The following is a 13129-nucleotide window of genomic DNA, read 5'->3' on the forward strand; positions in this document are numbered from 1 at the left end:
TCGGAGCGCACGATGGGCACGCCACTGCGTCCGTCCCAATGCGTACACCAGCCCGCGGAACGGACTTGCCGCAGCGAACACACGAACGGCTCGCACGCTGACATTGGCCGCATCGAGGGGCAGACGCATCTCTTCGATGAACACGGGCCATCCCATCACACCCACCACATTCAACCTGAATAAATTCAGTTACATAGCAGGAGGAGCAGTACGCTTTCCCTTTGTGGCGGCGGTGCATCTTGGCCACTTCTCTGCCGCAGTTATCGCACCATCGCTGGCGTGGCTCGGCCGGGATGCCACTCACTTTGCTGCTGCCTTAACCAACGCAGATGCCCTCTTCTCTCTCCAACCGTCGGGCTTTGTGAGCCTTAGGTGCTTCAGCCAGGATGCCAGACTTTTCTGAGCCTTCTGCGGAGCCTTCAGGCTGTGGCGAGGTGACAGATGTTGACCAATACAAGCCAGCCAAGATGGAGGCTTGGCCGTTTCAAAGGTCTGCCGTGAGATTCTACCCTTGACCATGAGCCGGCCCATGGAATCTGGCCACTGGACTGCCAACTCTTGGACCAGATCAAAGTACACCGACCTGACAAACGGGCTCTGGCTCTCAATGGGCACGCCCTTGGCGCTTAAAGGTGCGCGAAACATACCCCAACGTCGCAGCAAAGCGACTCCCCTGACCAGCTCCGGCAAAGGGATGCGTTCCTCCAAAGTGGGCACTCCCCGTCCAGCCAAGGCGTCGATCAGCACCTGCTGACCTGGCGGAACCGCGGCCAATTCGGTGACTCGCCTGGTTCGCGACAAGTGATCGATATGGCAGTTGTGGCAGATCGATGTGCCCGCCAGCTGCCGATGAGGAATGATGGGCGCCGCGCACCCTGGACACACCACCAGCAGGGGCGAAAGGTGATACGGGCAGCTTGTCACGAAGGACAGTCGCCAGATGCGCTGGTAGATATTTTGCTCGGCAAGACAGTCCGGGCAGACCTGCAGCCCAGCCAAGGTGCGGGTCCGATGAAAGACCCCGATAGGATTGATCCATGTGCCACGGCCCGGCCCTTTCCTGACACCAGGGCCGGCAATGGCGACCTCATAGCTACGAAGGGACATGGCTTCAACCACCGCCGGCGCCAACCTGCACCGCTCTACCAAAAGCTTGGCCACACGCTCGTCTGAACCTCGATCGATATCCCTATTCCAAAGCTGCGCTCGCGGTAGAAGCGTGGAATAGAACCGGTAGTGATCGGCGCTGTGCGCGCCTGCCAGCCGAAGCAGGTAAGAGCTCAGGAGCTCCCCTTCCACCGGAAGAACACCCCGGTGGAAGGGAAACAGCTCAGACTGAGCGAGCGACGGTGTCCCAGCCATCAGAGCGTGTCCACTCCAGACTCTTCAGCAGATCCAGGGTGATCTGCTCGGTACCCGATTCAATGGCCGCCACACTTGCTCGGCGGAGTAGCTTTACGGTCTGGCCAATAGTGTTCCCAGCCATCGAGAACACCGTGGTAGCCAGCTCCCTCTCGATCAGTTTGGAGGGCTTTGCGAGAGGCAGCAGCTGCTCGTAGGAAGCAAGAAAGCTCAGGTACTCCTTGTCCAGACTCCACTTGGGCAGCGCTATCGGCTCAAAGCGTGACTTGAGCTGGGGATCCAGATTCAGCGCGTTGATGGCCTTCTCAGTCCCCGCCGCCACGATTGGAATTCGCAGCTCGTTACTCAAGTTCCTGATTGCTGCTAGAAGGTCGGCAGTCGCCCTGCCTGCCTCGGCAACGTTGTTGAACTCGTCCAGTGCCAGCATCTGCACATTGGCGTAGACCATGGCTGACTTGGCCTGCCGCTTCTTATGAGCAGCCCGGTCCCCCTCACGGTGGGATATGCCCAGAATCCACAGGATGAGTGACCAGAACTCGGACTCATCCGGCTTACTTGGCATCTCAACCTTCAGGACGGGAACAACCAACTTCCCCTCCTCGGTTGCTCCCATGGGATGGCGCTTCACGAAGTAGTCGATGATCGAGCTCTTTCCGTTCCCACTTCGTGCAACGAGAAGGATGTTGTTGGGCCGCAGGTTCTTGGGGAAATTGCGCAAGTCGTCAAGCTCATCCAGAGCCTTGATTGCGGCGGTGTACCCAACCCATCGGTCCTGACGGCAGAACTCAATGCGGTCCTTGTTGGGCTCATCCAAGACTTCGGCAACTTCCGGTAGCAGGTGCTCGGCGCTCATCGTTTCAGGGACACACTGAAGGGGGTGATGGGTTCGGCGAAGGGATCGTCACCAAAACTCTGATCATTGGCACCCTTCTGACCGTGGATGCTCTCATCGTTGGCAGCAGACGGGACAGCAACGGTACGGGCAGGCTGCTTCGCCGGAGCAGGCCGCGTACCTGGTGGCCTACGTGCTGCCGAGCGACGAGCGGCCTTAGCCGACTTGGTCGCGTTCAGTGCGTCATCCACTCGTTGGCGAAGGCGATCGACCGTGTCAAAGAGCTGGTCCTCATCAACGCCCTTGAGTCCCTCTTCCTTCAGGCGCGATGCAGCTGCATTGAGTTCCCACAGACTGATCGCAGGATGCGCGACGTTGCGGTACTTCACAGCCGTGTACCGGTTATCAGCCGGATCCAGGAAGTAGGTAACACTGATATCCCGCGGATCTCGACGAATCAGATACTTGGCCTTCTGCTTGGTCTTCGGATCAACACTGTTGATGTAAGGGTCCAGGACGCGGTCGTAGTAGTGGACGTTGTCCAGCTGGTAGCCATAGCGCTGAATCGTGCGCTCTTCATAGGGCATGAAATCCAGCTGCACCCGCGCAGGATCTTCTGGCGCAGGCAGAAGGCCAATACCCGGCTCTTTATCAGAGCCGGAGATGCCCCTCTCCCATGCAACCAGGGGAGTCATCCCGATGCCAGAGTGGATGTTCTTGTGGTACTTGTTGACGATGTAGTCCACCAGATAGGCCTCCAGTTCCTTGAGGGTCATTGCCGCCTTGGCCTCAGAGTCGTAGCCCTTGCGCTCCTTCGGATTGGAGAAGGTCTTCCCTGGCAGCCCGAGGAAGATTCGTGCGGCTGTTCCCATCAAGCGCTCGATATGACCACCGTAATGCGGCGTCTTCTTCATTCGGTACTGCAAATCGATCTGGTAGTCCTCGCAGGCACGTGAAAGCGCTCTGGATCGGAACTCTTTGGCGTTGTCCGAATGGACCTTGCCCATCACGCCCCACGCTGGCCATTCACCTGTGACGCCCAGATAGGCCAAGTACTCGCGCTTCTGGCAGATGGCCTGCGATAGGCAGATGCCCACTGCAACCGACGAGGGTGGATCCATCGACAGATAGAGACCTGCCACCATTCGCGTCCTGACATCAATCGCCAACGTCAGATACGGCCGTCCGATCGGCAGCCTGCTGACTTCATCGACGACGATGACGTTTGCAGGGGTGTGATCAATCTGGATGACGCTATAGGGATGATTAGCGTTCGGGAAGGAGCCGCGGAGGGGCTGGTACTGATCCCGGGCTTCATCGCGCAAGCCACGCTTTCGCAGCGCAGTCGCCTTAGGAATATCTCGGATGCGGGCCCGTACCGTGATGTGGCTAGGCACCTTCAGCTTCATCCGACGGCACCGCCGCTTCACCTCGTCCACCACGTCCTGTGCGGTTCCGCGATCTTCCGACAGGTACTTATCGTCGATCGCCGACTGAATGACCGACTCTTGCTCTGCGCTGAGCATGCGCGTTCCAGTGCGAGGGCCAGCTTTGGCAGGGACTAGAGATGACACATGGCCACTCAGCAGAAAGGCTCTCAGCCACTTGTAGAGCGTAGTGAAGTGGACACCCGCGACCTTGGCCACCTCCTCCACGTCCGCCCTGTACCGCACGGGTTTTTCCAGAAGAGGTTTGATGAAGAACAGGCGACGCTGGCCTTCGGCCCACTCCTCATCCGAATAGAGAGCAAGGTCCCGCTCAGCCTGTTCCTGGGTGGAATCGGCCTCCACGATCGGGGTCAGCATCTCCACCCGTAGCGTTTTGCTCTCTCCCGTACCCAAGTCCTTGGCAAGCACACTACTGTGCGTCATCACGTGAGTGACCACGTATCGGCGCCCTTCGCAGCTGACTTCAACGCCAGGCGCGACGGAATAGAATTTTCGAGAAGGTCCTAGCACTTAGGGCACCATCCAGATGGTTGAAGCCATGGTCAACGGCTCATTGAGATCGCAGCCGACTCGGCCGTCGCCAACCATCTTCCACAGCATCGGGATCGACCGAAGCCTGCTTTCAGATGACATATAGGTGGCAGCGAGCAAAGCCTGGGGCGTAGTTGGCCCCAGGGCCTTCAAGGTGTAGAGCAGCTGCCCGGTGGTCAGCTCCTGCTCGGCAAGGCGCAGAAACCGGCGCAGGAACTTCACGTTGGCCAAGAAAGGCGTTCGGATGTGCTTCTCGGTCATGACCTTGAACCGCCAGCCGTTCTGACGACAGAAACGATAGGCCGCCCCGAAGCGAGCCCTGTACTTCTGCCAGTTCTCTCTCAGCTCTTCTTGGTACTTCACTTCGTAGACCACCACTTCCGCGCCTGGTGCGATGAAGGTGGCCCGGACGTCGGGCGTGTATCGCCTGCGTGCCCCGTCCTCTTCGTGATGAAGGGAGAACGGCTGCACCAAGATCTCCGATACCCGTGGATCGAAGTCAAGAAGCTCGATCAGGTCTTGCTCCAGCGTCGATTCAAATGCTGCCGCGCCATCTTCAAGCGCGATTCTGCCCGAGAGCCCTCTCGACCTTACTCCCACAAGCCTTTGCGGCTCATCCGAAGCCATTAGCGCCATTAGCTATGATCCAGTCATCCAGAAGCGTTGATAGGGTGAATTCAATTAGCGAGGTTTGCTTTGCTGTACGTAAAACAATCAGTGACTTAGCGCCTCGCAGGGTAGCTTCGTTAACTATACTTCACACCAAACGCGGAGAAATTGACGTTGTCGCGCTGGAGGCGGTGTTGTCGACAGCGCGAGCGAGGGTGATGGCCCAGCGTGCCAATATTCGCGTCTTCTTGCCGTGGGGGTCACCATGAATTGCTTGGCACTTGAAGTCGATTGGCCGGCTGCGGCCGCGGTATTTGGCGCCGTGACCCAGGGTCTTGGGGCGATAGCAGTTGCGATTGTTGGAGGCTTGGGACTTAGCACGTGGAAGCAGCAGTTGCGTGGCACACGGAGCCAAGCCCTTGCTGAGGACGCCTTGAGTTTGGTTTACCGGGTGGTGGACGCGATTGGACACATGCGCCAGCCCTTTGCTTTGGCTGGCGAGATGAAGTCGGTTCATCGTGGGGAGGAGGAGAGCGAAGAGGATTTTGATCTTCGAAAGGAGTACGGGGTGGTCGAGATTCGCTACCAGCAACATGCAGAAGTTGCATCACAGTTGGCGGCCCTTCGCTTTAGAGTCCGTGCAGCCCTCGGAAAGGAGGCGCAGGACGCCATAGAAGAGATCCTGAAAGTGCTCCGCGGGGTGCGCAATGAAGCAGCCGCGGCTGGTCGCCTGAAGAAGATCATGCTTCACCATGCGCACCTTCTCGACAGGTACCCAAGCGACGACCAGATCAAAGCTTACGAAGGCTCTCGAGATAGATTGGCTCAAGCTGAGGATCGCGTTTGGGCCGCTGATCCCGAGTTCGACAACGTCGTGCACGAGCTATCTGAAGCGGTGACAAGGGCTGAAGCCGCGCTGAGATCGTTTGCCACCGTTGGTAGGTCAGCTGCCTGAGCAGGAGTTGTCCGGCTGTTCGTTACTAAGGCCATTGCTTTGCTTGCGCTGGTCACACCTGCATCAGCGCAGGCCTCAACTTTCAACTCGACGGCAGCCAGAGATGCTGCCGGATGGATGCTAAGAATTAGGAGATGCACCTCCAATGGCATACGACTACGTATCAAGCTCTCGAGCGATCCAGACTCGCCTGATGGCGATGGGGCTGATGCCGCATCACTTGGTCATGATTGGCGCATTTGTCACGGCTTATGGTCTGTTTGAGACTACCCTTGAGCGCGCACTGTGGTCCTTGAGCGGCGTGCCCATGGAGGGCAAGCGGCCATTTACAGAAACGATGAACGCTAGCCAGCAGTTTGAAATGCTAGGTGCCGGTAGCCCCAAGCTCAGCGACGACTGCAACGCTGTACTTGCTGTGGCTGCCTGCGCTGCGCGAGATCTCCATGAATACCGTAATAGCTTGGTTCACGGCTACTTGGTGAGCTTGGGACCTGGGACCGTACCCTCCTTCATGAAGAACCCTCACTGGTTCGGGGCTTCCGGTAGGAGAAAAGCGCACGGTGATGCCTTCATCGATGAGCCATATCAAGATCTAGTGCTTGTGGCGGCATGGAATCTCTTTGGGGTGGTACGGACTGTTGAAAGGGCTTTCAAAGATCCAGATGCCGAGCAGGTGATCATTGGGATGAAGGCCGATGTCGATCGTGCCAAGAGCTATGCAGGTGAGACCCGTCACCGTGCTGCGCTAGCCAACCACGAGAAGAGCTGACTGCTGAGAGCGCGTTCGTACTCGCCAGATCCTAACCCCGAGCCACTATCCTGGCCCGTGACCCGTGTCGCTCTGCAAACCTCCGGCATTGACCTTAGCCCTGGCGATGCGGCTTAAGTTTGGCGTTCTATGAACCTCGACTGTTGGATGCCCGGTGCAGCCCTCAGCGAAGCGAGTCACGGGTTGCGTGCCATATGGGCAGAGTGACATGAGCGGCACGGGCTAGTGTTCACACATCGAGATTGAGAGAACGCTAGCGCACGCCTCTCTCCAGGTGTCAATGGGAAATATTTTTTTGATTGATCCCTAATCCCATTTCGATGGTTTGATACACGACTGGCCTTCTCTGAAGCAGCGGTTGATGTACGAGAACCTTCCCCTTCTAGGTGGCGATGAATTCGATGAAACCTTACTATCGGGGGTGGGCAGTAGTCGCTTGCAGCGACCTGATGCCAGCACTGCAATCCGGCTTTCTGGCCCACGCGTGACACCTATTCGGAACGTAATTGCTTTTGGAGCTCTTATGGAGCGCATGATTAAGGACGAAGGCTTCGTTGGCAGAGCCTTGGCGATAGCAACCAACGAGGATGGCCGCTGGGTCGCTAATCAAGCAGAGTTTGATGGCGTGACTACAGACAAGCTATCCGCGACAGCGCATGCTGCACTGGTTACGGCCGTAGGGATCTACTGCGGCCGGAACCTTCTAAGCGGCGACTACCTAGAGAGAGCCCTCACTACAACTACAGTAGGTGAGGCGCGCGCTTTGATTGACGAGTTGAAGCCGATCATTGACGGCCAGTAGCCTTCACGGAGGCCGGACTTACGCACCAAGCTCCTCCAGTGGAAGATCACTCTTGGAGCGGGCCAATCGCTTTATTTGTGATAGCGCGTGAGCAATTCGATTCACTATGCATCGCGTAGTCTCGACGGAGATTGGCTTGCAGTTGCACTCGATGCATAGCTTAGAGGAGGAAGACCGTGGCTGATCTAAAAAAGCGCCTAGCTGCTGCTATTAATAGTGTCAGGTTGAAGTCGATCGGTAGCACGCACGAAAGGGCTATTGGAACTTTGCTCTTTCGCTGGAAGGAATTTGCAGCTACCGATGGTGCGGATCACGAGGGGATGACAGCTGAGTTGGAACAGCTCCTGCAACTGCTTGAGGCTGCGGCGAATCAGGAGGGAGCCGATGATGCGGTCAGAGCGCAGGTGCTAGAGATGCTCTTTGCACCTCCAGCCACCACGTCCCTTAGCGCTGACAAGAGCCTGAAGTAGGCTTTGCTGTCGGCTCTGCTGCTACATTTAGGCCGCACAGCCGTTGCCAAGTTCGTCGGCCAAGAAATCTGGCGCGACAGCCCCTACCAATGCCCTCATCCGTCGTGGGTAGGGGCTTCCAGGCGCCTTACGTTCTTGGCGCGGACGTACCAGTAGGCTCACGCGGTAGACAGGTGCCCAGCAGCGGTGCAAGGTATGGACTCCGAGTGAAAGCGGAGGCCACGTATGAAGCCCACCATCCTGGCATTGGACCTGGAAGGGACGCTCATCTCCAATGCAATCAGTCAGATTCCGAGGCCTGGTCTGCATGCGTTCTTGAACGCTGTTCGGTCTCACTTTGATCACCTTGTGTTCTTCACCACGGTACCCGAGGCCAGGGTTAGAAGCATTGCCAAACTGTTGGTAGGCGAAGCCACGGCTCCAGAGTGGTTTGCCGACCTCGTCTATGTATCGTGGTCAGGCCACACCAAGGATCTCTCCTTCGTTTCGCCTCGTCTGGGTGAGGCATTGCTGCTTGATGATCACGGTCCGTATGTGAAGCCGGGGCAGGAGCATCTTTGGGTTGAGATCTCTCTGTTCGGGTCCCCCTACTCGTCGAAGGACGATGGGTTGAGCGTTGCGTACCGGCAGTTGGTTGAACGCGTTGCGGTTCTCAGTGGCAATGGCTATTCGCCAATTGCTATTGATCCTAGGTAGCCATGCGCTTGCTGGTCCTCTCGGATCTGCATAGCGAGGTTTGGCACGATGCCAATGCCACCGCCAAGGCTGGACTGGAGACGATACAGCCCGATCTCCGCGTATCGCAGCCTGACATCATTGTGCTCGCGGGCGACATAGAGGTCGGCGTTCGCGCCGTGGCATGCTCACATGAGGCGTTCTCAGGCCTACCGGTCATCTATGTTCCAGGAAGCCACGAGGGATATGGCCACAACCTCGATTCGCTCAAAAGGGAATTGGGAGCTGCATGTGTAGCTACCGGACATATCCACTACCTGGAAAGGCGTGAGTTGATTCTTGAAGGTGTTAGATTTTTGGGCGCGACACTGTGGACAGACTGCCGGCATCTGGGATCTGATCACTATCAGGCATCCATGGCGGAGGCTAGCACCAGGCTCAGTGACTACAGAAGAATCAGGCTGGCCAAGGGCGGCTACCGTCGCATACGGCCAATGGATACAGTGCAGTGGCACAGCAAGATCGACGGTGGCCTGAGTAAAGATTGACTGAGCTCTTTCAGGGCCACACCGTTGTCGCAACGCTCATGGCGGCATGCCGCAGGTCCATCACAGAGCTCTACCGAGACCAGCACCTGTCGGCGGCATTTGCCTCCAATTTAGATGCGTTGATTGAAAAGTCAGATCTTTGGATCCCCGGCCCTGCCCATGATTCGATGGACTACCCGATAGGTGAATCAAAAATAGTTTGCAGCCCATTATGCTATCCAATGGCCGAGCCAACGGAGAAACGATGTTGGGGGAACCCACACTACGACCCAAGTTTCGTAGCCGTCCTTTAGATGTGATAGCCGGCTCATTTCTGCCAGACCTGCATAAACCTAATTTTCTATCCGGATCAATCATGAATCCCGAATCGGGCAAGGCAGTTCGCAATGGCACGCACGGCAACTCCTTAAATATCTAGAACTAATAGTCAATATAAGACCAGTCAGTCCGGATTCTTGATCATTATCGAGCCCCCAATAAGCTCAACGTGATTGGCATTGCCTGATAATCATCATAACGGCTCAGAAGTTTTCGACGTATCTAATATTGCATCCCTACACTGCCGGCCGGCTCGCTGCCGGCCGGCTCATCCGCACCACCACGGAAGGAGGCTTGACAGATCTCCGTCCGTGACACCAGGCGCGCTGATGAGACAGGAAACACGATCGTCCGCATGCGGACGCGATCAAGCGATCTATCATAAATTATAGGAAAGTTGCCGCAATTGAGGCACACATCGCTTGGGTTGAGTTGCTTCCATGCACATGCTTCCTACACGGCAGTCTGGACTAGCTTGCGCAATTCAATGGCAGTAGATTTAAGTTCATTCACTCGGCGCCATCTTCGCGCCAATCGCGAATCGCGAGAGAAAATCGTGCAAATCCTTTGGCATCAAGGCTTCTCGAAAGTTTGTCGCTCAATCGCCACGTTCGCGCATCAATAGCATTGGCGAGGGGTGTTTGCGTATCAGAAGAAATGGTTTAGCGTTTCGGGGATGAATCCCCTTGCCATCCAGCACCATGTCCTTCAGTCCCGTTCGCCAAGCGAACTCACTGAGCGGATCACGAATGAGCACGGCTTGTTCGTTCCGATCACGGAAGCATGGCAGGTCATGGGCTTTCGAACCTACGGGGCAGCTCGTAGAGCCGCTGCCAATGACCGACTGGGCGTCCCAGCTGTGTTGCTTCCCGGAAGACGCACTCGCGTCATTCGATCGGGTGACCTGGCCGATTGGTTGTTTGAGCAGTACAAGCGCCCAGATAACCTGAACGCAAAAGCAAACGATAAGGAGCAAGCGCACTAAGTCGCCAGCCCATAAAACGAGGCCCGTGCTTGCGGAAGCACGGGCCTCGGGAACCGCTAGGGTATGTCTGATTTGAACGCCAGACGTCCCTACGATACCACCTCGTGGGGCCCCGTCAAAGCGGGGAGGCCAATCTTTTTGCCTAAATTATGGCCAGATTGCCAAATTCGGTGCAGCCGCCGGATTCATCAGGCGTGGAACATGCTGCCACAGTTATCTGTGCGGACGATCTTAAGTCGTGCGCGGAGGCTTCCTGGTCTGCGGGCTGCCGCCCCCGGACGAAAAGCGACCTTGCAAACTTCATCAGTTTGGAGGACACGGTCGCACACCTTCGTTCCTTGGGGTTACCGGAGGAAGGCATCTGCTATGTCATTCAAGCACTCAATAGTCCTCCCGCCAGAAAGGTTGGCGGTGCACATCAGCGAAGCCGCGTTGGAGAGATTCAGAGCTTCGTGCAGAGTGGCTTTCGGGTAGATCCTAGGGCGGCGACGATACAGTTTGAGTCGAGCTCTGAGCACGATTTCGCTATATGCGTCAGCGCTCACCCGTCCACGCTGTTTCTGATCGACCAGCCCACCACGGTCTTCGCGCCGTGGCGGACACCGGCTGGCCGCCTCCACAGCTATCAACACACGCCTGACTACCTCGTCATCCATCGCGACAAAGTAGTTGTGTATGAAGTGAAGCCACTAGAAGCGCTGACTGCCTTACAGAAGGAAAGTCCTCACCTCTGGGCATATGAGAGTGGCCAATTTACTTATAAGCCGCCCCACAAGTACTTTGGTGAGCTTGGCATTGTTCACCAGGTTGTGCCGGCAGAGACTATCTCGTGGATCTATTCGGAGAATCTAAGGCTACTTGCAAGCCAGGAAATATCCAATTCGGAGCGCGACGAAGGGTCACTCTCCGCAATTAAGAAGTTTGTCGCCAAGAAGCAACCGACAAGCTTGGCAGCAATTGTCGACAAGCTGCACTTGGAAACTGGAACGGAGATTCTCCGAGCGATCTGCGATGGCCATGTATTCGTCGATCTCCAGCGCTGCAGCCTGTGGGACCCCGAGAACACGTGCATCTGCATCACACCGGCCGACGCCTGCAATGTAGGAAGGGCTGTGGAAGCGTTGGCAGCCGCAGCAGTTCGCGGTGCCGATGTCTCGTGGGTCACCTGCGATCCAAAGCATCTACCACTCGTCGGCATCCGCTACGCGATCGCGACGGGGATGGATCCTGCGGAGTTCAGCGGCGTCAGCAAGTTCGGAAAGCGTACCGAACAGCGGATCAAGAAGCTCTACATGACGCACGGCATTCGTGGCCTGTACCCAAATTGGGATAAGTGCGGCAGGAAGCCGACTTTCACTAGCGATGACATCGAGTTTGCAGGTGCGAGGATCAGGACTGATCGAGGTAGCCCACACCATGACTCTGTTCAGCAGTCCTATGCCAGTTACAAGCTCGATGTCGCTCAAGCCGTGAGTGATGGGCGTGCGCTCAAGCTTGTTGGCCTCTCTACCTATTACGGACTCTGGAACAGTCGACGCCACAATGCAAAGGACGCCTATGGGATCGGTGGCAAGCGCAGGGCAAACGCAGACTCTGCCTATGGCGATCCATCAGTCCAGAAGCCGCTGTGTACCCTCCCATTCCAGGTGTCACACAGCGACCACTGCCATCTGCCGGTACTTTGTGAGGAGTCTGAGCGTTCCCCTCAACTCAGTAGCTTTTTGTGCCACAAACACAAAGAGATACTCGCGGCCGTCATCAGATTCGAGTCTCCTAGCGCGGCGACACTCGGCCTTCTGATGCGTCAGTGTGTTCGGAAGCATGGGTATCTCAGTCGCTACATCTACCACGACTGCGGCTCTGACTTCTTGAGCAAGCAGTTCTGCATCGCGGCAGCGGAACTCGGAGTGTCCTTGATCAGGCGCCCGCCTGCAAAAGCTAAAGCGGGGAGTGAGATCGAGCGCTATCACTGGACCATTCAGGAGACTGCGGTAAAGGGTGCTGCCGGCTACATTCCAGCCGTAAAGACCATGCGCGGCACCTCCGCAAGTCATCAACCTAAGAACCTCCCTAAGCGCAAGCTCCGTGATCTGATGATTGATCTCAACATTGCAATGGCCTGGATCAACGATGGCTCAGCCTATGGAGATGAAGGAGTTGACCGGATTGCCCTGCGGCTTCGCTCGGAAGAGCTCTTCGGTGCTCAAGGCGTTCCTTGTGATTTGGACTTCAGGTTCTACGTCTACACGTCGCCCTTCATGAAGCCGATTAAGGGCAAGACGGAGACCAGAGGCGCTATACGTTGGGAAGATCGGCGGTACTACTCTCCTGTATTGATCGGGAAGTCGATAAAGGTTAGCGCGCTGCACCCTCGACTTGACCCGGAGTCCGGTGGATCGGTGATGTACTTCTTCTTGGACGGCCAGTGGCACACGGCAATCTGTCGTGAGGGGCTTGCCTCTGCGGGTAGAAGTGTCGAGTCCATCTTGATGGAAGCTGCGCACGACCACGAAGCCAGAGGCACGACAGCCAGTCTATTGCCGCTGCACGAAGCAATCGAGATTTCACGTCGCGCAAGGCGAGCCACCGACGAAGCGTCGTCCATTGCCGCCTCCAGTCAGACTCAACCAAGGCCTGTGCTCGCTGGTGAATATCAGGCAGAACTAGCGATGTCGACGGAAGAAGGTGGTCGGAACAGCGATTCTGAGCAGGCACACCCAAGCGCGCCGCATGACGACACAGCTGCGGGACCTCCGGAGGGAAGTACCAGTACTGACTGGGAAGACGTTAGTGAACTTGATATCTATGAAGGCGGTGCCCAGTGA

General features: G+C 56.8%; 11 protein-coding genes. 7 read left to right on the forward strand and 4 right to left on the reverse strand.

The window, feature by feature from the left end:
• Positions 1–300 precede the first annotated feature (300 nt).
• The 4 genes from IAE56_RS00365 to IAE56_RS00380 all read right to left on the reverse strand — a co-directional run bounded on the left by IAE56_RS00365 (position 301) and on the right by IAE56_RS00380 (position 4740).
• A complete protein-coding gene (locus IAE56_RS00365; protein ID WP_200751003.1) occupies positions 301–1362 on the reverse strand; it encodes a TniQ family protein in 1062 nt (353 codons plus the stop codon).
• Entirely contained in the window at positions 1331–2215 is an 885-nt protein-coding gene (locus tag IAE56_RS00370) for a TniB family NTP-binding protein (RefSeq protein WP_200751004.1), read from the reverse strand. Before IAE56_RS00370 ends, IAE56_RS00365 begins: the two co-directional genes overlap by 32 nt.
• Positions 2212–4065 carry a Mu transposase C-terminal domain-containing protein gene (locus tag IAE56_RS00375; protein ID WP_200751005.1) on the reverse strand — a complete coding sequence of 618 codons (1854 nt, stop codon included), beginning with the start codon at positions 4063–4065 and terminating at the stop codon, positions 2212–2214. Before IAE56_RS00375 ends, IAE56_RS00370 begins: the two co-directional genes overlap by 4 nt.
• Before the next feature lie 87 nt (positions 4066–4152).
• Complete coding sequence (locus IAE56_RS00380; protein WP_200751037.1) at positions 4153–4740, reverse strand: TnsA endonuclease N-terminal domain-containing protein; 588 nt, start codon at positions 4738–4740, stop codon at positions 4153–4155.
• Positions 4741–5056: 316 nt separating this feature from the next.
• Here IAE56_RS00380 and IAE56_RS00385 point away from each other — a divergent pair, with 316 nt between their 5' ends.
• From IAE56_RS00385 to IAE56_RS00415, 7 genes are all read left to right on the forward strand, one after another.
• Positions 5057–5737: a hypothetical protein gene (locus IAE56_RS00385; protein ID WP_200751006.1), complete on the forward strand. Its 681-nt coding sequence runs from the start codon at positions 5057–5059 to the stop codon at positions 5735–5737.
• Positions 5738–5882: 145 nt separating this feature from the next.
• Positions 5883–6506 (forward strand): hypothetical protein, encoded by a 624-nt coding sequence (locus IAE56_RS00390; RefSeq protein WP_200751007.1) that lies wholly within the window; start codon positions 5883–5885, stop codon positions 6504–6506.
• Between the two features lie 361 nt (positions 6507–6867).
• A complete protein-coding gene (locus tag IAE56_RS00395; RefSeq protein WP_200751008.1) occupies positions 6868–7308 on the forward strand; it encodes a hypothetical protein in 441 nt (146 codons plus the stop codon).
• Positions 7309–7484: 176 nt separating this feature from the next.
• Complete coding sequence (locus tag IAE56_RS00400; protein WP_200751009.1) at positions 7485–7778, forward strand: hypothetical protein; 294 nt, start codon at positions 7485–7487, stop codon at positions 7776–7778.
• Between the two features lie 225 nt (positions 7779–8003).
• Positions 8004–8474, forward strand: coding sequence for an NIF family HAD-type phosphatase (locus IAE56_RS00405; RefSeq protein WP_200751010.1), 471 nt, complete (start codon positions 8004–8006; stop codon positions 8472–8474).
• A gap of 2 nt (positions 8475–8476) precedes the next feature.
• Positions 8477–9001, forward strand: a complete 525-nt coding sequence (locus IAE56_RS00410; protein WP_200751011.1) for a metallophosphoesterase — start codon at positions 8477–8479, stop codon at positions 8999–9001.
• Between the two features lie 1497 nt (positions 9002–10498).
• Complete coding sequence (locus tag IAE56_RS00415) at positions 10499–13129, forward strand: hypothetical protein (RefSeq protein ID WP_200751012.1); 2631 nt, start codon at positions 10499–10501, stop codon at positions 13127–13129.

Origin of the sequence: Stenotrophomonas sp. S41 (assembly GCF_016624625.1) — a bacterium.
Lineage (GTDB): Bacteria > Pseudomonadota > Gammaproteobacteria > Xanthomonadales > Xanthomonadaceae > Stenotrophomonas.

Excerpts from the sequence above, each read along its gene's own strand:
- IAE56_RS00365 (WP_200751003.1), bottom strand. The coding sequence starts at position 1,362 with ATGGCTGGGACACCGTCGCTCGCTCAGTCTGAGCTGTTTCCCTTCCAC.
- IAE56_RS00370 (WP_200751004.1), bottom strand. The coding sequence starts at position 2,215 with ATGAGCGCCGAGCACCTGCTACCGGAAGTTGCCGAAGTCTTGGATGAG.
- IAE56_RS00375 (WP_200751005.1), bottom strand. The coding sequence starts at position 4,065 with ATGACGCACAGTAGTGTGCTTGCCAAGGACTTGGGTACGGGAGAGAGC.
- IAE56_RS00390 (WP_200751007.1), top strand. The coding sequence starts at position 5,883 with ATGGCATACGACTACGTATCAAGCTCTCGAGCGATCCAGACTCGCCTG.
- IAE56_RS00395 (WP_200751008.1), top strand. The coding sequence starts at position 6,868 with ATGTACGAGAACCTTCCCCTTCTAGGTGGCGATGAATTCGATGAAACC.
- IAE56_RS00405 (WP_200751010.1), top strand. The coding sequence starts at position 8,004 with ATGAAGCCCACCATCCTGGCATTGGACCTGGAAGGGACGCTCATCTCC.
- IAE56_RS00410 (WP_200751011.1), top strand. The coding sequence starts at position 8,477 with ATGCGCTTGCTGGTCCTCTCGGATCTGCATAGCGAGGTTTGGCACGAT.